Source organism: Pyramidobacter sp. CG50-2, assembly GCF_003612005.1.
Taxonomy (GTDB): domain Bacteria; phylum Synergistota; class Synergistia; order Synergistales; family Dethiosulfovibrionaceae; genus Pyramidobacter.
In genome coordinates this window covers 1-21,828 of the sequence record NZ_RAWT01000011.1, presented here as the reverse complement: position 1 = coordinate 21,828, position 21,828 = coordinate 1, and the positions used below count along the sequence as shown (strand labels likewise).

The following is a 21,828-nucleotide window of genomic DNA, read 5'->3' as shown; positions in this document are numbered from 1 at the left end:
GAATTCTCCTTCACTGTATATGCGCATCTTTTCCATTCACGCCGCGCGGCTCCACGGAATCCACGCGCCCTTTCACGTCGCCGTCGAGCGTCTGCACGACGATGGCGTCGCCGCACCGCACCTGGACGCTGGAGAGCAGCGGTCTACCGCCGCTCATGACCAGGCTGTAGCCGCGACGCGCCAGAAGCGCGGGCGAGAGATTCCTCAGAGAGCGCTCGTATCCGTCGAGCTGCCCTTGCCTCTGTCGAAGTTCGGCGCGCGCGTGGAACGTCGTTTTTTCGTCGAGATCGTCAAGACGCTGCGCCGCGTTTTCCAGCAGACACCCCAGAAAATTCCTCATGTTTTCCTCACGGCTGGCAAGCATCTGCCTTTCATTGCGCAGGCCGTGGTCTGCGTGCATATGAAGAAGACGCGCGCATTCCGCCAGGCCGCCCAACTCCCGCATACGATCGGGGAACACCGACGCGGCGGCGGCCGTCGGCGTCGGTTCGCGCCGGTCGGCGGCCAGATCGCACAGCGACCAGTCGACTTCGTGCCCCACGCCGCACACGACGGGGACGGGACAGCGGGCGACTTCCCGCACCAGCTCCTCGTCGTCGAACGGATTGAGATCCTCCTTGGCGCCGCCGCCGCGCACCAGAAGCACGACCTCTACCCCCGCCAGAGCCGAAGCCCGTCTCATCGCCGCGGCGGCGCTTTCGGCCGCACGGACGCCCTGCACGAGACAAGGAACGACGATCAGCTCGGCGGCGGGGAAACGGGTGCGGAACTGCCGGATCACGTCCTGAACGGCAGCCCCCGTGTCGGAGGTGACGCAGGCCGCGCGCCGCGGATAACGCGGCAGGGAGCGTTTGCGCGCGGGAGCGAAAAGCCCTTCCTTTTCCAGTTTGAGACGGAGCTCCTCTTTGGCTCTCGCGGCCGCGCCCAATCCGAGCGGATATATTTTACGTGCATAGATCTGCACGGCGCCGCGCGCCTCATAAAGCCGCACGCTGCCCGAAACCACGACGCGATCGCCGACCGCCGGCCAGAGGAGCGTCCCCGCCGCGTCGCCGCGGAACATCACGCAGGGCATCGAAGCGTTCTGCCCTTTCAGGACGAAATAAACGTGCCCGGAGACGTGACGTTTGAAATCGGTCAGTTCGCCTTCGACGACGAGATGGGCGAGCGTCTCGTCGTAGTCGAGCAGATTTTTTACCCGCAGAGCGACCTCGTCTACGGTCAGAGGCGCGGCGTCTTTTTTGACGCGAACGGGACCGTAACGGATCATAACAGAGAAAGGCCCTTGACGATACGAGACAGGACGCCGTTGACGAAACGAGGCGAATCGTCGCTGCCGTACTCTTTGGCCAGCAGCACGGCTTCGCTGAGCGCGACGCCGACCGGGACTTTTTTCGCGATCACGGCCTCGTACAGCGCCAGGCGGATGATCGTGCGGTCCACCAGGCTCATGCGCTCGGTCTTCCATTCGGTCGAGTACGTTCCGATCAAGGCGTCGATCTCAGCAAGGGCGCCGCGCACGGAACAGGCGCGCTCGCAGGATCGGCGATAGGCCGCCAAGGGAACCCGCGACACCCCGATTTCCTCGTCGGCGCCGGCTTCCCCGCTTTCAGCTTCAGCGCCGTTTTCCGCCGCGGCTTCCGGCTCGACGAAAAGCTCTTCCAGAAACGCTTCGATCTCACGCTGGTCAAGCTTCTTTCCACCCAGAGAATCCAGCGCGCACAGAATTTGGAAAAGGCGCACCCGCGCCGCATGAAGCGATTCCTGTATGTTGTCTTTATTCGTCACCACTGGGGACCTCTTTTCAAAAAGGGCAAAAGATTCTGCAGCTTGGCCCAGCCTCCGCCGGAAATAAGCCACGACGAAAGCAGCCACGTGCCGCATCCTAAACCGACGTAAACGGCAAAGCCTCCCCACGAAAGGGCAAAAAAGGCAAACACGCCGCAGGCGCAGTTGATCCAGAACGCAGGCTGCCCGCAGAGAGAATGCTCCAGGTAGGGCGACTCGGCGAGAAAGCGGCTCTGTCTGATCCACTGCAATCTGGGCAGCTCCATCCCCATGGCGCGCAGGTCCTCGGTGATGGCCTTGGCGCGGCGCATATCGTCCTCGCGGCTCCAGAACTCGCGCTTGTCGTTGATCACGACAAGACACAAACGATCGTGCGCGCGCAGTCTGACCGCGCTGCACTGGACTCCCTGGGGAAGATGGCGGGAAACGAGAGAGAGCACCGCCTGCGTATCCACTTTGATAAATCCATAGGGCGTACGCCCAAAATCCTGATACGTCGCGCATGCCTCCTTTCTCTACGACAGCAGCCGGCCCGAAGACGAGCCGGCTGTTATGTTACTCTCCGGCAGTGGTCGCCGCTGCCTTTGCTCCAGTTTCTCCCGTTCCTTGCTCTTCTTTTGGGGCCTGTTCGCCGAAATAAACTCCCTGGACAAAAATGTTCACGGCCTTGACTTCGTAGCCGATCGAACTCTCCAGCTCCTTTTTCAGGAATTCCTGCAAATCCCAGGCCACGTCCGGAATACGAAGCCCGTAGCGAACGAGGACGTAGGCGTCGACGGAGATCTGCGACTGCGTCCCTTCTTCGAGCGAAACGCGCACGCCCTCGGGATTTTTTCGTCCCAGTCCCAGCACCGACATGCCGGCGTTCGCCGGCACCACCGAGGAAACCCGCGCCAGCGCCCGACGGGCGATTTCCTGAACGACGTCTTCGGAGATGTGGAGCAGGCCGTCGGTCGACTTCGGGTCCTCCTCGCGGGCTTCCTCTACGGCGCGTTCCAGGTCGAAATCGGATTTATAGAGCGGCTCGGACGTCTGGTCCAGCTCGTCAATCGGCGTCATGATCCTCCGCCTCTAAATCCACGTCGACCTTTTCCCCGCAGTCGGGACACTCAACGCAGTGATCGTCGGGAGAAAGCATGGACGTTTGGCAGTAAAAATGCAGGCCGCAGGACGGACAGGCGACTTCCGTGTAATCGTCTTCGAGAGACGCTTCGTCTTCGTCGAGTTCTTCGTCGATGCCCAGACGCGATTCGACGTCGGACAGATCGGCGTCGAGCTCGCCGCAGATCGAATAGAGGTCGTCAGCCGCGCTCCGCTGCTCCTCCAGCTGTTTTTTCAGCTCGCCGTTCTCGTCCGCCAACGCCTCCAGCGCCTCGACGACGGCATTAAAGAGAGAAAGCGCGAGCTTGTCTTCCGGCTTGCCGGCGTCGAGAAGTCCTTTGACATAGGCGATCTTTTCACGTGCGCTCATTGCGGATCTCTCCTTTGCGAAAAACAGGTTCGAAACAGTCTTTCCGTACAGGCTGAAAGACGCAGTTTCCAGTTCTTCTTAATAAAATATAAAATGTTCCACGTGGAACACTTCAATTATTTTTTCACTCGTTCGACGTACTCGCCGGTACGGGTGTCGACGACGACGCTCTCGCCGTTCATGACGAACATCGGCACCGTGATGACCAGGCCGGTCTCCATCGTGGCCGGCTTGCCGCCGCCGGCGGCCGTGTCGCCCTTGAAGTTCGGCTGCGTGTCGACGATCTTCAGCACCACGCTGTTGGGCAGCGTGATCCCCATGACCTTGCCCTCGTACATGTCGAGACTGACTTCGAGATTGTCCGTCAGATAATTGAGCGCCGGACCGAGAGCTTCCTTGGTCAGATAGACTTCTTCGTAGCTTTCCATGTCCATGAAGACGTAGTGGTCGCCGTCTTTGTAGCTGTACTGAGCGGGTTTCTCGTCAAAGACGATGCGTTCGAATTTATCGTTGCCGGACACGAAGCTGTTTTCGGAAATGCTGCCCGTGTCGAGGTTGCGCAGTTTGCATTTGAGCACGGCGCCGCCGCGCCCCTTCATGTGATGCTGACAGTCCACCACTTCCCACAGACCGCCCTGCCATTTCAGTTTCATGCCAGGGTAAAATTTACTCGTATCGACGATATCAGCCATTTGTTACGTACCCTCCCGAGAATCTGTTTCTCTGCCGCGAATGCAGACAGCCATGACGTTTAATTCTAATGTGTTTTCACTCCATTTGCAAGAGCGTGTGTCGTCGTTCAACGATAATGCCGCGCGTAAGCTCCGGCGGCGGACGATTCCGCCGGGATACGCCGGGGACCGTGCATAAAAAGGGAAGCGGGCCCGTGGAAGCGCGCAGGCCCGCTTGGGAGCGCCCATGAAGGCGCGGCGTTATGGAAAAACAAAAAAACGATATCGCACAGGAACAAATCCCGTCGGCGTCAAAGGAACCGACTCGTGCCGGAAACGTCGGCGGGCAAGATCGATGCGGCGGCTCCCGCGCGGCTTCGCCCCGAAACCGGCCGGCGGAACTTTTTGCGCGCGGCGCCCCACGCCCATTATTTCAGCACGGGAGATCGATCAGACCCGGCTGCCGCCACACAACGCCGCGGCGAGAGCCGCCGGTGGCCGGTCAGTGGCCGCAGCCGTCGTGGCCGCCGTTGTCCTTGTTTTCCCGTTTCGCGTCGCTGGCGGATTCCGCGGCGCGCTTGACGGCTTTTGCCCCTTTGCGCCCGAGGGCCTTGGGATCCTCACAAGCGTCAAGCATGTCCTCATAACTTTGCACCCAGCCTATACCATCGACGACTGCTTTTATTGCCTCGGTCTCCGAGGATATGGTTACCGCTCCTTGGACCACGTTTACGGCATTGACTGCCACGGTTATCTTTTTAAAATCCTTCCGTTCAGTGCTGCGATCTTTATCAGTCGCGACATCAACAAAACCCAGAATCGAATCGCCCGCCGCTAACCCACTCCCCACTACCCCACTGGTAACGACAAAAACTGCACCATACGTGCCTGCAGTAGTACCCACCATTCCAGCCACCGCGGGTGCTAATGACGGAGCGCTGAGAAAGAAAAGAGCGAGGCCTGCGACAGCAGCGGTTCCGGCCGCAGCCACCTCGCCGGCTCTGGCGACGTAGCCAAGCGTACCAGAAATGGCTGAGTCCAGCCGGGCGTCCGCCATTTCTGCTTTTATCCGGTCTTTTCGGGCCTGGGGATATTTGGCCTCCATTTCCCGCTGCCGTTTCTTCTCCTCCTTGCGGAGCCTGTCGATCTCGGCGGCCGGCACGTTGATATCCGGAGTGCCGTCCGCGATGCTGTTGAGTCCCGCCTCGATGCCGTCGAGACTGGACAGGTTGAAAGGCGCCGCATAGGCCGGAGTCGCGAACAGGAAGCTCAGCGCTTCGGCCAGCATCGTCCGCTCCTCTTCGTTCATGAAAGACACCGCCATCCTCTTCGCCACGCGGATGTTGAGGGCGTACCTCTTCGCCACGGAACTCAGTTCCTTTCTCAGCCGTGTCACCTCGTACGCCATGGCGTCCAGTTCTTCCTGCGAAGGCGTCTTTTTGCCCCGGTAGATGGCGTCGTAGATCCGCTTGCAGTAATACCTGGCGCCCATTTCCGCGTTGATGAACGCCTCGATGTACGCGTCGTGTTCCCTCAGGATCTGCGCGGCGTATTTCTTTGGAATGGTGGTTTTCTTCGGCGCTTTTTTCTTCGTTTTCGCGGCGTCTTTCTTCTTCGCGGATTTCTTCGCCGCCGGCGCCTTTTTCGCGACGGAGGCGGCCCTCTTCGCCGCGGGCGCGGCGCCTGCCGCGACGGCCGCCGCGGGAAAGCCCGAGAATGCCAGCGCGCACATCAGAAGTATCGACGTCAGGGTTTTCGCTCTCTTTCCGATTCTCATCGTGTCATCGTCCTTTCGATTTTCGTCTTTTTTTCGCGATCTGCTTTCAAAAGATCGCGGCGGCGTCTTCGAAATATATCCGCATCGAAAAGTATAACAGAAAAGCCGCCGTTTCGCACATAAAAAAACACACGCCGCGGCCATTTTCACAGAATTGCAGATGCTTTAGGCTTTTGTAACCACTTTGAATCTTTTCAAAAACGGCACAAAGACTCCCGCCTGCTGAAAAAACCGCCTGTAAAAGGACATGGCAATCCGTCCGCAGCGCCTCGGCGCGGCCGGATTGCCTTTTATATTCGCGCAGTCAGGCGCACGCGCTCCGGCCGCGCCGGCAGGTCTGCAGTCCCAGCGCAACGGACCGAAAAGTAAGACGCGGGAGCTTTCGAGCGGTTCTTTCAATGAACGGTCACAGCGACATTTTTTCAGAAGCTCTTTTCAAGGTCGGGGATTTCAAGAATATAGGGGATCAAGATCATCACGACCTGGCTGCGCGTTTTTTTATCGAGTTTGGCTTTGAAGAGCTCGCCGATCAGCGGGATGCTGCTCAGAATCGGCACGGCGGCGCGCGTGCGCGAACGGCTTTCCTTGAACAGGCCGCCGATCACGAACGGCTCGCCGTCGCGCACGCGGATCTTCGTTTCGACGGTGCGGGAGTTCGTCTGCGGGATCTGTTCGCCCTGACCGCCGCGGATCCACTGGACCACCTCGCCTGTCGCCAGGGAGACGCCGACGGTGATCATGCCGCCGCGTCCGATCCGGGGCGTCACTTCCAGTTTGGGGCCGACTTCTTCGTCGTCGTAGGTCGGATTCTGCGCGTCGTCGCGCCGCGACACGTATTTCAGTTTTTCCACGAGCTTCACGGTCGCTTTTTCGCCGTCGAGCACGGTCACCGTAGGATCCGCCAGGACGCGCGCTTTTTTCTGTTCCACCAGAGTGTGAAGGCGAAAATCCAGCATCCGCGTCGCCGTGCCGGCCAGCCGGACGATGCCGCTGCCGATCTCGCCGGGAAGATTGGCGGAAGTGTCCAGATTCCCCAGCGGCCCCTCGGCCGTGCCGGGCTTGTGACCGCTCTGCGCGAATCCCGCCGAGAGCGCGCCGTTCTGGTAACTGCCCCACCACCAGTCGTAAACGGCGTTGAGGGCCGTTTCGAGCTGGTCGCTCGCGTCGTCGTTCACCTCGATGATGCGCGCCTTGAGCATCACCTGCCGTCCCGGCGCGTCGAGCAGGCGGAGCGTTCGCCGCACTTTTTCCTGCTGAAAGGCCGTTCCCGTGACGATGATCAGATTCTGGCGCTCGTCAACCAGCACTCTGTTGGCCGGCGAAGCGAGCTCCGCCAGGTCTTTCAGCAGGGGCGCGGTCTTCTGCGCTTCCGCATAGGCGACGTGATAACTCTTGGTCGTCAGGCGCCCCGTCAGCAGGCCCAGCGAATTTTTCGCGCCGACGACGACGGTCCGGCCAACGACGCTGAAGCCGAGATTCTGAGAACGGAGCACGAACTGAAACACGTCCGCGAAGGGAGCCTCCCTGAAGGCCAGCGTCATCCTCGCGTTCTGCGGCACCGAGGCGTCGACGACGATGTTCACGTCCGCCATCGCGCCGAGGAGGCGGAAGACGTCCGCCAGATCGCAGTCTTTCAGGTTCATGGAGATCTTTTTCGACGAAATGCGCCCGGCGTCTCCGCCTTCCTGCAGAATCGGCGTTTGTTCCCGATCCCGGGCGCGCCCGCCTTTTGCGAAGCGGATCCGCATGCGGCCGCTCCCGGCCCCTCTGACGTCGCCGAGCTGCAACGGTTCTTCGCAGAAAAGCGTGATCAGCGTGCTGCGGTTGGAGTCTTCCACTTTGATATGAGGGACCAGCGGCGTATCGAGATCGCGCTCGTAGTTCAGCGCGGGGAAGCGCACGCCTTCGAGCGCCAGCGTCAGGGAATTTTCATTCCTGTAAGCCAGTTCGGGGCGTTTCAACGCCTGCCCCTCCAAGGACAACACGATATGCGAATCCCCGGCCTGTTCCACGCGAAGCGCCCAGAGCCGGGGCTCCGCGCGCGTTCCTGCCGCAAGTTCCGCCGGCAGGAAAAGGGGAAACAGGAACAATGCAAGCGCCGCGCAATGCTTCTTCGGATTCATACGCCCCTCCTATTCCAGCGGCACGAAAAATTTTTGCCCGCGCCACTGACAGGTCATGCCCGTCTGCCCGATCGTCAGGATCCTCACGCCGTTCAGCGATTGCCCGGGGACGGCCAGGACCGTCCCCGCCGCCCCTTCGACGGCCACGGCTGCCCACTGCCGGCCGCCGGACGAAACGACGCCGCGCAGCGCCAAAAGGGGACGATTCAGGATCCCATCCGGCGAAGCATCGTCGCCGCCGTCCCATGATTCGTCCCACGCCGCCGCCCGCTTCAGGACGTCGAGCCGCCGCTGCAGAATCCGTTCCAGTTCGGCGCTCCGCGCGACCGGCGCCGGTTCCTCGGGCGCCGCCGCCGCGATGGCGATTTTCGCGGGACGAAAGAGCCGACGCTGCCAGAAGACGGTGAAAATCAACGAAAGGATCGCGCAGCCCCAACAGAAAACGCCGGCCGCCGTCCTGATCCTGCCGGGAATCGCGCTCACGACGCCGCCCCCTTCCGCAAAAAGGCCGACAGCGTCATGTCCACGCCGAACGACCGCTCGCCGGTACGGCGCGCCTCCACGCGGTCGATGCAAAAAAACTCGCGGCGCGCCAGCAGTTCGCTCAAAAAGGCGCGGATGCCCTGCCCCCGTGCCCGCAAAGCCGCCTCGAGACGCACCGCCCCAAGCCGATCGGGATCCGGCGACAGGGACACGGCGCACTCGACCTGTGCCGCCAGCGCGCCCTGTTCCAGCGCCGCCTTCAAATCTTCGGGCGTGTCTGCCGGAACGATCGGCAGTTTGTCGAAACGATCCCGCTCTTCCCGCAAAGCGGCGATCCGAGCCGCCAGCGTTTCTGCGCGGGCTCCGCGGCGCTCGGCGAGCAGCCGCAGCTCCGCCGTGCGCGTTTTCAGATCGTCGATGCGGGACACGATCCGACTCTGCGCCCACACCACGGCAAGCATCAGCGCGACGGCCGCCAGCCCGCGAAAAACGGGCGCCGTCCCCGTGAGTTTTTTCATCGTCCCCGCCTCGTTCCTTCCAGACACAGGAGCAGACTTCCGCCGCTCAGGAGCCGGCGCTCCGTGATTCGCAGCGGCGCGTAGGGCAGACGCGCAAGCTTTTCGAGGACGTGATCCGCGGCCTCGCGATCGGCGAACAGGATCTCGATCCGACAGCGTTCCCGGTCCGCCGCGACGGCTTCCAGCTCCCCCGTCTCCGGCAAGGCGCCGGCGAGCGCCGTCAGGATTTCAAGCGCCGGCGCCGAGCTTTGCCCGTGCTCGATCATGGCCCTGAGCTGACCGTCGTGCGCTTCAAGCTCCCCGCACACTTCGCTCAGACGCGCCGCGGCCGCCGCCGCTTCGCGCTCCGCTTCCAAAACCGCGGCGTACTGCGACTGCAGACGCGGCCACAGCGTCAGCGCGCAGATAAAAAACTGCAAAAAACACAAAAACATCACGGCAAACGCCCCGTATTCGCGCAGAAAGCGCTTCCATCCCGGCTCGACCGGCTCGAAATAGGAAGCCGGCAGCAAATTGAATTCAGTCTTCATGAGCGAACCTCAGCAACAAACCGACGACGTCGTACCAGCCGGGATCGGCCGGAGGCACGAGAGCCGCCGGACAAAGGCCGTCGAAATCGATCTCCCGCGCCGCCGCGCGCAGATCGCCGAACGGGAGCGCGGCCGGCGCGGAGGCGTCTTTTGCGATATAAACCGGCGGCGCGGTCCCGCCGAAGTTTTCGGAAACATAATCCAAGGTCCTGTTTATTTCCGAACACATCTGCGAATTCCAGGCAAACTCTTCGGCCGGGAGGGCGACGCTGCGAAAGACCAAGCCGCTTCCCTCGGAGACGAACGCGCAGTGCAGCGAACCTTCGCGTGCCATGACCAGCAGGAAACGCTCTGCGGCGATGACGGAAGCGAAAGCGCGCGTCGAGGCGACGATCTGCGGTTCCGCGGCGAAGACGCGCCCCCGCGAGCCGCGCAGACTTTCGAGAAACGGCACAACCTGCGCCTTCGCACAGGCCGCGCCCACAAGGTTCAGCCGGGCGCCGGCCGGCGCGGCCGCCTCGCAGAGATCGAACAGCGCTTCGCCGAAATCGAACGGGAAATAATCGGAAAAACACCACGCCATGGAGGCGCGCGCCTCTTCCAGATCGGCCGCCGGCAGGGAAAACAGCTGAAAAATGCAGTCGGCCGACGGGATCCCTACGGCGAAAGGGAGCCTGCCCCAGCGGAACGCCAATTTTCTGCGCAGAAACGCGCCCAGGGCCGCCCCGTCCACCAGATGCCCGCGGCTGACCACCCCGTCGGGAAGAGATATTTTATCGGCGTTGACGAGCCGCGCCCGTCCGCCTTCCCGCAAAAGTTCGCCGTAGCACGCACAGCGATCGCGCAGCGCCAGCGCCGCCCCCGCGCAGCGTTCAGTTCTCCGTTTCCACAGCATCGTCCCGCTCCTTCCCCGAGCACACCGCTTCAGCGAGTCCGCCTGGACAGCCTGACTTCGCGCGTTCCTCCCCGTCCCGGCCAGGTCACCAGGACCGTACAGACGCTCCCCTCCGCCGAAGGCGACAGGTCGACAGAAACGTCAAACGAAGCGAAGCCGCTGGAAAAATTTTCCAACAGCTTCTCTGGCGAAGGGACCTTCCCCAACGCCTCCACTTCCTCGACGCACGAAAGCGCCCCCCGCCAGGCTTCCTGACGACGGCGAAGCTCAACGGCGGCGTGCAGGTTTTCCGTAAAGGCGGAGGCCAGCAGAGGCAGAAAAACGGCCGCGAGCGCCGCGGCGATCAGGCACTCGACCAGCAGAAAACCTTTTCTCATCGCGCCCCTCGTCATGAGAACGACCGCACCGCCTGCAAAATCGGCAGAAAGATCGCCGCGACGACGGCCGCGGCCGCCAGCCCGACCGCGATGATCAACAGCGGTTCGAGGACGGACGTCAGCCGTTTGATCCCCTCGTCGAGCGCCCTTTCATGCCACTCCGCGGCCCGCAGCAACATTTCGTCCATTTTCCCAGTCTGCTCCCCCGCCGCGATCAAAGTCGCCGTGACCGGCTGCAGCAGAGCCAGTTCCCGGGCCCGGGCCGCCAGGCCGACTCCCCGGGAAGCGGCGTCGTGCAGTTCCATCAGCGTCCGGGCCATCGCGGCGTTGCGAGAAGTTTCCGCGCTGAGCTCGAGCGAACGCAGCAACGGCACGCCGGATTTCAGCAGCAGCCCCAGACTGCGCAGCGAACGCGCCAGCGCCGCTTTCGCCCGCAGCGCGCCGACGACGGGGACCTTCAGCCGCAGACGGTCGATCGCCAGACGCGCCCCGGGCACCCGGCGCAGCCCCCAGAGCGCGCCGGCGGCGGCAGCCAAGCCGGCAAACAGGAAAGACAGGATCAGCGAAAGATGTCCGCTCACGTAAAAAAGCCGAGCCGTGAGCGCCGGCATGGGAATTTTCAGACGCGCGAAAATCCCGTGGAACTTCGGCAGAACGAAAACGAACATGACCAGAAGCACCGCAAGAGAGAAGAACAACACCAGCGCCGGATAGGTCAGCGCGGAAAAAATTTGGGAGCGCAGCCGTTCACGGCGCTCGTACCGTTCCGCCACAAGCTCCAGCGATTCGGAAAGCCGCCCGGTCTCTTCGCCGACGGAGAGCATCATCCGGTCGACCGGCTCGCCAAAACGGCCGTCTCTCATCGCCCGGCTCATGGCGTGTCCGCCGTTGACTCCCCGGCACACCCGCCGGATCTTTTCGATCATCGGAACGCAGCGGCTCGTCTCCGCAAGCCGCTGCAGGGAAACGCCCAGCGGGATTCCCGCCGCGGTGAAGAGCGCCAGTTCCCGGAAAAACAACGCTTTCTGCAGCAGCGGGATCGTGCCGATAGCGCGCAGTTTACGCCAGAGCGACGCCGCGGGCCGCGCCGCTTTTTCCGAAGCGCCGGCTTCGATCGCAAGCGGCAGCAGGCTCTGCCGACGCAAAAGCCGCGCCGCTTCCCGCGCGTTCGCGCCCTCGACCACGCCCGTTCGCAGCTCTCCGGCGGAAGACCGGGCCCGATAGGAGAATTTCATGACGTCATCGACCGGCCGTCCAGAAGACGCTTCATCTCTTCGCCGTCAAACGCGCCGGCAAGGGCGGCTTCCGGCGCGATGCGCTCCTGCTCGACGAGCCGCAGCAAAGACTGTTCCATCGTGTGCATGCCGTCGCGCTGCGACGTTTGCAGCATCGTCTTCAGCTGCGCCGTGCGCGACTCGCGGATCGCGCTCCGCACCGCCGGCGTGGCGACGAGCATTTCCGTGGCCAGGCAGCGGCCGCCCGCGCGCTGCGGGACCAGCCGCATCGCGCACACGCCCGCCAGCGAAAGCGCCGTCTGCGCGCGGATCTGCGCCTGCTGCGCCGCCGGAAAGACGTCGATGATGCGTTCAACGGCCTGGGACGCGTCCGGCGCGTGCAGCGTCGCCAGCACCAGATGGCCGGTTTCGGCGGCCGTGACGGCGGCGGAGATCGTCTCGCCGTCGCGCATTTCCCCGATCCCGATCACGTCGGGATCCTGCCTCAAAGCGTCCCGCAGGCCGGCCGCGAAGCTTGGGCAATCGCGACCGATCTGACGCTGGTGAAGCAGCGCCCGTTTGCCCTCGTGCACGAACTCAACGGGATCTTCCAGCGTCACGATGTGGACGCGGCACGTCCCGTTGAGCCAGTCGACCAGAGAGGCCAGCGCCGTGCTCTTACCGCTCCCGCACGGCCCGGTGAACAGCAAAAGGCCGTGGCCTTTCGCGCAGAGTCTTTTCAGAACCGCCGGCAAACCGCACTGTTCCGGCGCCGGGATTCGAGCGGGGATCAACCGGATCGCCGCCGCGGGCTGGCCCATGCTCCAGAAGCAGCTGAGGCGGAATCGCCTCGGCGCGGAGGGAGCGCCGAATTCATGCGCGGCGCTGACGCTTTTATTCAGTTCCCAGTCGTCCCATTCCGCCGCGGAGAGCATCCGCCTGATGGACGCCAGCAGCCATTCCCGGCCGACCACGGCGCGCCCGCCGTCCTCGAGCCGGCCGTCGACGCGGAACAACGGCGCGCGGCCGCAGGAAAGATGAACGTCGCTGGCCCGGCGCTCCGCTGCTTCGTCGAACAAAGCCCACAGATCAGGTTCCGGCATGGCAATCACCTCACGTCGATGGCGCCGAAAACTTCTTCGTAACTCGTCACGCCGGCCAGCGCTTTGGCGATGCCGCCGCGCTCCAGCGTCCTCATGCCCTTGCGGACGGCCGCCTCGAGCAGCCTGGAGACGCTTTCCTCGCGCGCGATCAGAGCGGAGATTTCTTCGTCGACGGCGAGGACCTCAAAGATCGCCGTCCGTCCCGCATATCCCCGGCCGTCGCATCGCGGGCAGCCGACAGGCCGGTAAAACACGCTGCCGCGCGGAAGCTCCAGGCGCTCGCATTCGCGTTCGGGCAGCGCGTACGGCTGCCGGCAATGAGGGCAGAGTTTGCGCACCAGGCGCTGAGCCATCACGCCGCGCAGCGCCGAGGCCACGAGGAAGGCGGGCGCGCCCATGTCGATCAGGCGCAGCGCCGCGCTGGCGGCGTCGTTGGTGTGCAGCGTGCTCAAGACGACATGACCGGTCAGCGCGGCGCGGACGGCGAGCAGCGCCGTTTCGCCGTCGCGGATCTCTCCCAGCATGACGATGTCGGGATCCTGGCGCAGGATGGAACGCAGCGCCGCGGCGAAGGTCAGCCCGCTGCGCTCGTTGACCTGCACCTGAGTGACGCCGGGAATGTCGTACTCCACGGGATCTTCCACGGTCACGGCGTTAAACTCGGCAAGGTTCAGCCGCTCCAGCATGGCGTACAGCGTCGTGGTCTTGCCGCTGCCGGTGGGGCCGGTGTTAAGGATGACGCCGTTGGGGACCTTCAGCAGATCCTTGATCCGCGCCAGCTCTGCGGCCTCGCAGCCCAGTCCTTCGAGCCCGCGCAGCGCCCGCTCCCGGTCGAGGAGGCGCAGGACCGTTTTCTCGCCGTGGACGGAGGGAAGCGTGGAAATGCGAAGATCCACTTTGCGCCCGTCGACGTCCCGTAAAATGCGGCCGTCCTGAGGAAGACGGCTTTCGGCGATGTCCATCCCCGCCATGATCTTGACGCGCGCCGTCACGGCCCGGTGGATCGCCGCCGGGAAACGGACCGCGTCCACAAGCCGGCCGTCGATGCGGAAACGGACCCGCGACTCTTTTTCGCCCGGCTCGACGTGGATGTCGGAGGCGCGTTCGCCGATCGCCTGAGCGATCATGCTCTCCACGATCCGGGAAACCGGCGAAGCGTCGTCCAGCCGTTCCGGTGCCGCTTCGTCGTTCCTCTCGTCGTGCAGATAATCCGCGGAGAGGCGGGCGATGCGTCCCGAGAATTGATAGGCGCGGCGGATCTCGGCCGCGAGGTCGGGAACGGTCGAGGGGACCAGCTCCACCCGCCGGCGCGTCAGCGTCTGCAGTTCATCGGCACAGGGCAGGCGCCGCGGCTCCTCCGCCATGACGCGCAGATGTCCGTCGGCAGCGATCGTCAGCGGCAGGACGCAAAGCCGCGCCGCCGTTTCGAACGAGATCAGCCGCAGCGCCTCCGGCGCAGGATGCAGCCTGGCCAGCGCCACGCGGGACGGCGGCAGAGCGCCGCTTTCCCCAAGCGTCATAGACGTCATCTCCTTACCTGTAGAGCGTGTAATAGATCCCCGACGACGGCGCCGGCAGAACCGACGAGACGGGAACGACAGCTGGCCCGTCCGCGCCGTTTTCCAGCACCACGACTTTGCCGTCCCGGACCGCCAGAGCGGCCGCCTTGTCGGAGAGCGTTTCCGCAGCCGCGAGCCTGCCGGGCGTCAGATCGACGACCTGCAAAACGCGGCGCTCCTCCTCCCGGCCCAAGAGGTAGAGCAGCCCGTCATAGAAAAGCGCGCTGACGACGTCATGAAAACCTTTGAGCTCCAGCCACCAGCCCCAGCCGCTGCCGCGCCAGGGCGCCGCGCTCCAGCGCAGACTTTTCAGCCCCTCCGGCGCGGCCGCGACCAGAGTGTCCGCGCCGTTCCCGCCGACGAAAGCCAGCCACAGCCCCCGGGGCACAAGGCAGGGGATCGGCGCGAAACAAAAATCCAACTCATCGAAGAGCGTTATCTTTTCCAGATCGATCCGTTCGGAAAAACGAAAACCTTCCGCCTGGCGCAGAAAAATCTGCACGCCGCCGCGGCTGTCGCAGAGCGCCACACGCTGCAAGCGCCCGGAAGAATCGTTCAGGGCCAGCGGCGGCAGGCAAAGTTCCGCGTCGCCGCCGCCCTCGTTTTGCCCCGTCAGTTTCCCGCTCAAAGCGTCGTAGCTCAGCAGCCGCCCGCGCGCGCCGGCGCCGGAGGGCACCAGCAGAGACCATTTTCCGGCGAGGGGAAACGCCAGCGGCGCCGCCGCGGCATACCCGAGCGGCGAACAGCCGTCTTCGACGCCGCCCCAGCAGAGACAGTCGCCGTTTGCCAGATCCTCGCGCCCCCAAAGAAAAGAAGGCGCGAGGGGATCGGTCACGTCGAGGCAGAAAAGGGCGCGGGCCCCCGGCCCCAAACTGCCCCACAGCAAAATCCGTTCCCGCGAGGAAACGGTCACCCGCTCCGCCGTCAAACCGCCGGCCGCCAGCCAGGGCAGCTCCGTTGGGGAACTCGCCCGCGCCAGGGCCTCCGCCCGCGTTTTCCAGCAGAGCTGCGGCGGCGCAAAAGCCCAGCGTTCTTTTCCCGTCGCCGCGTCGAAGGCGCATATCAGCCCGTCGTCGGTCTGGACGTACAGAGAGTTTTCCGCGTCGACCATGGCGGCCGGAAAAGGCGCGCCCGGCAACGCATCCTGAAGCCGGGCGCGCCACTCGTCCCAGAGCGCTTCATCGACGCTGAAGTAATTTCCCGCCGCGGGGTCGTACCCGCCAAGCGGGCGCAGCTCCCCCGCCGCCGGCCCGTCGCGCCCGCACGGCACGACGAGCACCCGGCGCGGCGATCCGACGGACGACTCCCAGATGATCCGTTCCGTTTCGAACGCGTCGCCGAAGAGACGCTTTTGTATCTTGCCCTCGTCGCCGCAGGGACTTGGGCGTTCCCGCCGCAGCGGCACGTAACCGCCGCGGCGTCCGTTCTCCCGGAAGAGCAAAGGCGTCCCCGTCAGTTCCCACTCCGAATTCCGCGAGAAACTGGAAAGTTCCCGCCGGTTTACCGGCAGCGCCGGCGCCTCGGCCCGCAGACTTTCCGCCGAAAACAAAAACAGGACCGCGAGAAATCCGAGAAATCCCGGCCGCATCATCGTTCCACCAGGACAACCCGCTCGAGCGTCACGGCATGAAGCGCGTCCGCCGCCGGTAAACGAGGACGCGCCGTGACCACAACGCGCCAGGCCCCTTTTTGAAAAAGCGGGCGTCCCGCCTGCCCCGCCTGAAGCTGCGCGTACGACTGGCGAAAAACCAGCGGCGGCTCGCCGTCCAGGCACATCCCGCCCACCGAGGGCGGATACGCGGCGACCCTTGAATTCACATTCAAAGAGGGAGAAACGGTAAAAAGGCACCACTGAACGCGACTCTCCACCTCCGCGTCAGCCGTGGAGAACCGTCCGATGTCCGGCGGCACGGCGATCTCCAGCTGTTCCGGGCCGGCCGCAGGTGAAACCGGCATCATCCCGTATCCTCCGCGCGGGTTTTCCGGTTTGCGCTGAAAAATCCACCTCGTGGCGCGTTCAAGCGCGTCCCGCGCCGCCGCGTCGAGCTTCGCCTGCAGGATGGAATCGCCGACGCTCCGCTGCAGCCCGCGCCAGCGCGCGTACTCCAGCGCCAGCATTCCGGCCAGGGCCGAGACGACAATCAGCAGGACCGCCAGAGCGCTGCCCCGCCGCTTCAGAGTCCGAGCTTCCATGTCCGCGAGGCCTCCAGCGCCTTTTCTCCGGCGGCGAACTGCACTTTGACGCCGAGCAGACGCCGCTCTTCGTCAAGGCGAAACCCCAGCGCCTGCACGCCATGAAACATCGGCTGTTCATGACTGCCGTCATGATAATCGACATAGACCGTTCCATTTTTAACGAAAACCTTCATCGCCAGAAGCCGGCAGACCGGCGTTCCCCACGGCACGGCAAGGGGTACCCGCGCCGTCACCGTCGGAGATTCGCCGGCCGCCTCGCGGACGATCCGCACCGGCACCTCCGTCCCCGGGAACAAAAGCCAGCTGACCGACAGCCTGGCGTCCACCGTGTTCTCTTCCTTGACGGCGCCGGAGAACAGACTTTTCACCGGAACGTTCGCTTCCGCCTGGAGCTCTTTCAGCACGACATTCCCCGTCGGCATGCAGGAGACGAGACGGAGCGTGTTCCCCCAGCCGGCGCCGGCGGAGCGGAAACCGTATCCGTCAACGGAGTCGCCGACGGAAACGTTTTTTTGCCAGAGCGACCAGGCCGGCATGGAGTACAGCGGCAGCGGGGGCGAAAACAGATCCGCCTGCCAACGTTCGGGCAGTCCGACGCCGCAATGCTTCACCGGAGTTTCCAGAAAAGCGAAAACGCGTTCCGCGCTGCTCCAGCCGGCCCCTGAGACATAATCCTCGCTGCGGTGGAAGGACTCGACGGCATTCTGCATGACGAAAAGGGCGCCGCCGCTCAGCAAAACAAAAAGAGGAAGCGCCGTCAGAACCTCGACAAGCGTCATTCCTCTTCGTCTGCGTTTTCCGCTTCGCATCGCGCCGGCCTCCCCATCACTTAAACACGACTCTCAGCCTCATTGAAACGATAAACCCAATAAGTTATTTTTTATTTTATCAGAACTGTTTTTTCTTATCAAGAGAGACCTCTTATATTTTTTATGAAGAAGTTCACAAAAAATACGTTCGTTTTTGAACGCCAATGATACAGTAAATCTGCTGATCGCATATCAGCACGGCATTCTGTCTGCTCCCGCTCTTTGGCTCTCCATAAGGAAAAACCATGCACGCCGATCGCAGCGACAGGGACGCACCGTTCTACATGTGTCGGCAGCCTCCGCAAACATGAAAGCGCGAGAACGGATCGCCGAAAGAAATCAGCGCCCCATCCTCGCGCTTGCGCCGTCGACCGGTTCTTCTCCGCTCCTCCAGACGTTTTCGCCGCGAAGCGATCCTTTATGACGACGCGCTCAATCCCATTCTTTCATCAGCAAAAAGTCACGGATATTGAAGTATTTGATGCCGTCTCGCCCCATATCGAACTCGTCCGATGAAACGACATATTTGGGGAAATTGTCGGGGATCCCTTTGTACGCGCCAAACTCGCGTTCGACCGTCTCCCTGCCGGCAAGCAGATAGGCGACCTGCACGTACAGCTTGCTGGCTCCCCTGCTGGCGACAAAATCGATCTCTTTCGCACCGTTTCGGCCAACGTTGACGCTGTAGCCGCGGCGCAGCATTTCCGTACAGACGATGTTTTCCAGCACTTGATCCACGTCTCTCATATTTTGACCGTAAACAGCTTCGCGAATGCCATGATCGGCAACGTAATATTTTTCATTGACCGAGAGAATTTTTTTACCGATAAGGTCCGCGCAGCTTATCCTGTTGAAAAGGAACGCATCCGTGCAGGCTCTGACATAGTTCAGAACCGTATCGTGAGCCGCGGCCCGTTTCTCGTTCTTGAAGTATTTGGAAATAGCGTACGCGCTGAAAGGATGTCCCACGTTGGCGACAACGTAAGCGACAATGCGTTCCAGAAGATCCACGTCGCGAATTCGCACGCGGCTCACGACGTCTTTCAGAATCACGGAGTTGTAGAGTTCGCGAAGATACTGAGCGCACGCCTCTCTGTTCTCGATCAGATGAGTCAGGAAAGGCATGCCTCCGAGCTGGATATAACTGCGGAAAGCTTCGACAGCTCCCAGTCCCGGATTTCTCTGCCGCGACATCTCGAGAAACTCCTCGAACGAGAAAGGATAGACGACAAATTCGACATAGCGACCGGCGAGATAAGTCGCCAACTCCCCCGAAAGCAATTTTGCATTGGAGCCCGTGATATAGATGTCGCAATCGAAATCAACGCGGCAGGAGTTGACGCATTTCTCCCAGCGTTCGACCTCCTGAATCTCGTCCAGAAACAGATACGCCTTGCCGCGAATCCCGGAAATCCTGCGTTTCAATTCCTCGTGAAGCGCTTCGGCGGTACAGAGTCCGGCGTTGTCCATTTGTTCAAAGTTGATTGAGACAAATTGCTCTCGCGAAGCCCCCATTCTCAGGATCTCATCCTGAATCAGCTCAAGCATGACGGACTTGCCGGAACGGCGCAAACCAGTCAAGACCTTTATAAGCTCATTGCCGATGAACGGCCGGATACGCTCCATGTACCGCTCCCGCTTGATCATAAGTCTATAACCTCCCTTTCATGGATAAAATCATTATAATTCAAATACAATCGCAAAGCAAAGTTCTGATTTTGATTTTGGCTAACGTGTTAGTCAAAATCAAAATCAACAAGTTCAGATTCCCATGCATCACAGACTTCTCGTCTTACTATCCATCAAGGATAACCTCATCAGATTTTCTGGCGCGACGGCAAAAACGAGAGCTTAGGACCGTTTTCCAATGATCGCTCCTCCCCGCTTTCCGCGCCGATGAAACCCTTAAAACTCGTCAGTTCGACTTTACGACCTTCACTTCATCAATACGCTCCCATCGCTCCAACGTGCGTCTCTCCGTCGTCTTCATTCCCATTGACTTTTTGGGACAGCCTCTTTTTTTCCGGCCCGGACAGCGCCCGCATTTTTGCGCGAGGGGAAAAGCCCGGATTTTGCAGGACATTGCAGTAAAAAGCTCCACGTGGAACATTACGGCCGGCAAATATGCACAGCGACTTTTCCCGGCTCAGGGCTCGACTGGCATTTTTCCGGAACTTTTCGTATAATGAACAAATCTTGCAGATACTGACTTCCACTTTGCTTTTCGTCAAAACGATTCTTGTTCGCAAAGGACGGTTCAGCATGAATCCAGCGCTTTGCTCGGTCATTATTCCCGCTTCGAAGGCGGAAAGGACGATCTCGCTCGCCCTCGACAGCCTGATCGCCCAAACCTGCCCCGACTGGCGCGCGTTCGTCATCGTCGACGGCCCGGAAGGCAACGATGCAACGTTAAAGATCGCCAGCGGCTACGCAGTGCGCGACCGCCGTTTTGAAGTTCTGTGCAACCGGCGCAACCTCGGCGCCGCCGACTCCCGCAACCGCGGCGCCCGCGCCGCCAAGACCCCCTGGATCGCTTTTCTCGACAGCGACGACGTCTTCCATCCCGACAAGCTCGAACGGCAGCTCGCCTTGGCGGAGCAAAAAGGCGCTTCCTTCCTGTGCAGCGCCTACAACATGATTTCCTACCCGGCGCGGACTCTGTGCAAAGTGTCGCGTGTTCCCCCGCGGATCACCCGCGGCGACCTGATCAAATGGAACTCCATCGGCTGCTCCACCGTCATGCTCCGCAGCGAACTGGCGCGAAAGCACCCCATGGACGCCCGCGCCATTCACGAAGATTACCTGTGCTGGCTCCAGTGTCTCCAAGAGTGCGACTGCTTTGCCTGCCAGGAATCGCTGACCGATACCCTGATCCTCCCCGGCTCCCGCAACCACAGCAAGCTCCGCGCCGCCAGAGGCGTATGGGAAATTTATCGGCAACATCTGGGACTGAGCGCGCTCCGATCAATAGAGTACATGTGCGGATACGCGATCCGGGGATTCTTGAAATATATCTAAACTCGGGGCGTCCCCGAACAGCCATCGAGCTTTTGGGCTCCGGCGTGACCGGCGCTTTTTTCAGAGTTTCACGGCCGCAGACATAACAAAAAAACGCCCGAAGCGAACGCATTGTGTCCGTTCGCCTCGGGCGTTTGTCATCGCGCGCGGAAGGAAAAACTCTCCAGCGCCTCTATTTTTATGACGGCGCTCCGCGGAGCGCCGCTCTTGTTTTCGGTTTATCTGTTCTCCGTTTTACTCGTTGTCCAGCAGCACCGTGGTGGTACGCTCGGTCACTTCCGCCTTGAGAGCGCCGGTCAGCGCGTCGTCGAACGCCGCGCCGGCTCCGACGATGGCGTTCATGCAGCCGGTCACCGTCTCCGCGTTCAGATCGTCCTTCACATCGGACACCGAAATGGTGCGCTTGCCGCCGCTGGCCAGGCCGAATTTCATCGCAAGGGTCTTGGGCATCCCCGTCACCTCCTTTCGTTTTTCCCGTCACAAACCGCCTTATTCGGCGGAAACCACGTTCTCGTCAACGCGCAGCACTTCCAGCACCGGGTTGCTGATCACCGTGCCGATCGCGCCCGCTACGTCGAGCAGCTGCTGGCCTTCGGCCCCTTTCCGGATCCCGGTCAGGGAAATGCTCTTTACCTTGTCGGCGCCGTTCTCCAACGTGCCGGCCTTGGTTTTGATCCGCAGTTTGCAGTTCGCAAGAACAATCTGTGCAGCCATCGTTCTCACCTCCTTTCCCGTTACATCATCAAGAGTGCTTTTCCATCGTCTAAAATACAACCAGTTGTCTTTTCCGAAGAGAATTTTCCCTTCCGCGCCTCGCCACTTCGCGCGGCGGTGCGCCCGTGAAACGAACCGACCGGCGGACGCCGCGCCAGCGCGCCCGACAAAACAGGATCCGATCGGTGCAAACTGGCATTTTTCCGGAACCTTGCGTATAATGAGCACGTCGCGCCGCCTGTTAATTCAAACGTGCGTCCCCAGAGATCCCGAAATCAAGGTCAGATAATGCCGATCGAGAAAACAAGGATCGTCGGGCCGGAGCTTATTCTGCCCGCGCCTTTTTGCAAAAGACTCGCCGGTTATCTGTCGTGCAAAACCGATGACTATCGTCAATACGCCCCTTCCATAATGCCCCTTTAAACAAATCATTTCTGCAGTGTTTTCAGCAATTCAAAAAAATACCACGGAATGCGAGAGGAGTCTCTACGCAGTGAATATTTTCGCCAGAGCCAAAGAGATCTACGCTTACCGCGAGATGGTCTACAACCTCGTGCGGCGGGATCTTCACGGACGCTACAA

The 21,828-nt window shown here is 61.8% G+C and carries 23 protein-coding genes; 1 reads left to right on the top strand and 22 read right to left on the bottom strand.

Translation table 11 applies throughout. The features are described from left to right. Positions 1–10 precede the first annotated feature (10 nt). From xseA to D7D26_RS03710, 20 genes are all read right to left on the bottom strand, one after another. Complete coding sequence (gene xseA, locus D7D26_RS03805; RefSeq protein ID WP_120372092.1) at positions 11–1,270, bottom strand: exodeoxyribonuclease VII large subunit; 1,260 nt, start codon at positions 1,268–1,270, stop codon at positions 11–13. Next, complete coding sequence (nusB, locus tag D7D26_RS03800; RefSeq protein WP_078016475.1) at positions 1,267–1,791, bottom strand: transcription antitermination factor NusB; 525 nt, start codon at positions 1,789–1,791, stop codon at positions 1,267–1,269. The genes xseA and nusB overlap by 4 nt, the downstream gene beginning before the upstream one ends. Further along, positions 1,785–2,243 (bottom strand): hypothetical protein, encoded by a 459-nt coding sequence (locus tag D7D26_RS03795; RefSeq protein WP_078016474.1) that lies wholly within the window; start codon positions 2,241–2,243, stop codon positions 1,785–1,787. Before D7D26_RS03795 ends, nusB begins: the two co-directional genes overlap by 7 nt. A 100-nt stretch (positions 2,244–2,343) precedes the next feature. Further along, on the bottom strand, positions 2,344–2,847 hold the full coding sequence (locus tag D7D26_RS03790) for an Asp23/Gls24 family envelope stress response protein (RefSeq protein ID WP_120372090.1): 504 nt from the start codon (positions 2,845–2,847) through the stop codon (positions 2,344–2,346). Further along, on the bottom strand, positions 2,834–3,259 hold the full coding sequence (locus D7D26_RS03785) for a CD1247 N-terminal domain-containing protein (RefSeq protein WP_078016472.1): 426 nt from the start codon (positions 3,257–3,259) through the stop codon (positions 2,834–2,836). The genes D7D26_RS03790 and D7D26_RS03785 overlap by 14 nt, the downstream gene beginning before the upstream one ends. Before the next feature lie 116 nt (positions 3,260–3,375). Next, positions 3,376–3,951 carry an elongation factor P gene (efp, locus tag D7D26_RS03780; protein WP_078016471.1) on the bottom strand — a complete coding sequence of 192 codons (576 nt, stop codon included), beginning with the start codon at positions 3,949–3,951 and terminating at the stop codon, positions 3,376–3,378. A gap of 481 nt (positions 3,952–4,432) precedes the next feature. Next, positions 4,433–5,707 carry a hypothetical protein gene (locus tag D7D26_RS12450; protein WP_199674680.1) on the bottom strand — a complete coding sequence of 425 codons (1,275 nt, stop codon included), beginning with the start codon at positions 5,705–5,707 and terminating at the stop codon, positions 4,433–4,435. A gap of 422 nt (positions 5,708–6,129) precedes the next feature. After that, positions 6,130–7,830: a secretin N-terminal domain-containing protein gene (locus D7D26_RS03770; protein ID WP_120372089.1), complete on the bottom strand. Its 1,701-nt coding sequence runs from the start codon at positions 7,828–7,830 to the stop codon at positions 6,130–6,132. A gap of 9 nt (positions 7,831–7,839) precedes the next feature. Continuing rightward, positions 7,840–8,313, bottom strand: a complete 474-nt coding sequence (locus D7D26_RS03765) for a hypothetical protein (protein ID WP_120372088.1) — start codon at positions 8,311–8,313, stop codon at positions 7,840–7,842. After that, positions 8,310–8,831: a hypothetical protein gene (locus tag D7D26_RS03760; RefSeq protein WP_120372087.1), complete on the bottom strand. Its 522-nt coding sequence runs from the start codon at positions 8,829–8,831 to the stop codon at positions 8,310–8,312. The genes D7D26_RS03765 and D7D26_RS03760 overlap by 4 nt, the downstream gene beginning before the upstream one ends. Further along, positions 8,828–9,361 (bottom strand): hypothetical protein, encoded by a 534-nt coding sequence (locus tag D7D26_RS03755; RefSeq protein ID WP_120372086.1) that lies wholly within the window; start codon positions 9,359–9,361, stop codon positions 8,828–8,830. The genes D7D26_RS03760 and D7D26_RS03755 overlap by 4 nt, the downstream gene beginning before the upstream one ends. Then, the gene (gene pilM / locus D7D26_RS03750) at positions 9,351–10,256 is read right to left on the bottom strand and encodes a type IV pilus biogenesis protein PilM (RefSeq protein WP_120372085.1); all 906 of its coding nucleotides are present in this window, start codon (positions 10,254–10,256) and stop codon (positions 9,351–9,353) included. Before pilM ends, D7D26_RS03755 begins: the two co-directional genes overlap by 11 nt. 29 nt (positions 10,257–10,285) lie before the next feature. Further along, a complete protein-coding gene (locus D7D26_RS03745; RefSeq protein WP_120372084.1) occupies positions 10,286–10,633 on the bottom strand; it encodes a type IV pilus modification PilV family protein in 348 nt (115 codons plus the stop codon). Positions 10,634–10,644: 11 nt separating this feature from the next. Beyond that, on the bottom strand, positions 10,645–11,868 hold the full coding sequence (locus D7D26_RS03740; protein WP_120372083.1) for a type II secretion system F family protein: 1,224 nt from the start codon (positions 11,866–11,868) through the stop codon (positions 10,645–10,647). After that, entirely contained in the window at positions 11,865–12,950 is a 1,086-nt protein-coding gene (locus tag D7D26_RS03735; protein ID WP_120372082.1) for a type IV pilus twitching motility protein PilT, read from the bottom strand. Before D7D26_RS03735 ends, D7D26_RS03740 begins: the two co-directional genes overlap by 4 nt. 5 nt (positions 12,951–12,955) lie before the next feature. Next, entirely contained in the window at positions 12,956–14,470 is a 1,515-nt protein-coding gene (locus tag D7D26_RS03730) for a GspE/PulE family protein (RefSeq protein ID WP_120372081.1), read from the bottom strand. Positions 14,471–14,483: 13 nt separating this feature from the next. After that, entirely contained in the window at positions 14,484–16,097 is a 1,614-nt protein-coding gene (locus D7D26_RS03725; RefSeq protein ID WP_158606257.1) for a PilC/PilY family type IV pilus protein, read from the bottom strand. Next, the gene (locus D7D26_RS03720) at positions 16,097–16,702 is read right to left on the bottom strand and encodes a hypothetical protein (RefSeq protein ID WP_120372079.1); all 606 of its coding nucleotides are present in this window, start codon (positions 16,700–16,702) and stop codon (positions 16,097–16,099) included. The genes D7D26_RS03725 and D7D26_RS03720 overlap by 1 nt, the downstream gene beginning before the upstream one ends. Next, positions 16,684–17,484 carry a hypothetical protein gene (locus D7D26_RS03715; protein ID WP_120372078.1) on the bottom strand — a complete coding sequence of 267 codons (801 nt, stop codon included), beginning with the start codon at positions 17,482–17,484 and terminating at the stop codon, positions 16,684–16,686. The genes D7D26_RS03720 and D7D26_RS03715 overlap by 19 nt, the downstream gene beginning before the upstream one ends. A 462-nt stretch (positions 17,485–17,946) precedes the next feature. Continuing rightward, the gene (locus D7D26_RS03710; RefSeq protein WP_120372077.1) at positions 17,947–19,161 is read right to left on the bottom strand and encodes an ATP-binding protein; all 1,215 of its coding nucleotides are present in this window, start codon (positions 19,159–19,161) and stop codon (positions 17,947–17,949) included. 615 nt (positions 19,162–19,776) lie between these two features. Here D7D26_RS03710 and D7D26_RS03705 point away from each other — a divergent pair. Beyond that, the gene (locus D7D26_RS03705) at positions 19,777–20,532 is read left to right on the top strand and encodes a glycosyltransferase family 2 protein (RefSeq protein WP_158606256.1); all 756 of its coding nucleotides are present in this window, start codon (positions 19,777–19,779) and stop codon (positions 20,530–20,532) included. Positions 20,533–20,766: 234 nt separating this feature from the next. Here the strand turns inward: D7D26_RS03705 and D7D26_RS03700 are convergent, their stop codons facing one another. Both D7D26_RS03700 and D7D26_RS03695 read right to left on the bottom strand, forming a co-directional pair. Further along, complete coding sequence (locus D7D26_RS03700; RefSeq protein WP_078016895.1) at positions 20,767–20,982, bottom strand: DUF2922 domain-containing protein; 216 nt, start codon at positions 20,980–20,982, stop codon at positions 20,767–20,769. A 39-nt stretch (positions 20,983–21,021) separates the two neighbouring features. Beyond that, positions 21,022–21,246 (bottom strand): DUF1659 domain-containing protein, encoded by a 225-nt coding sequence (locus tag D7D26_RS03695; RefSeq protein WP_120372075.1) that lies wholly within the window; start codon positions 21,244–21,246, stop codon positions 21,022–21,024. Positions 21,247–21,828: the final 582 nt, after the last annotated feature.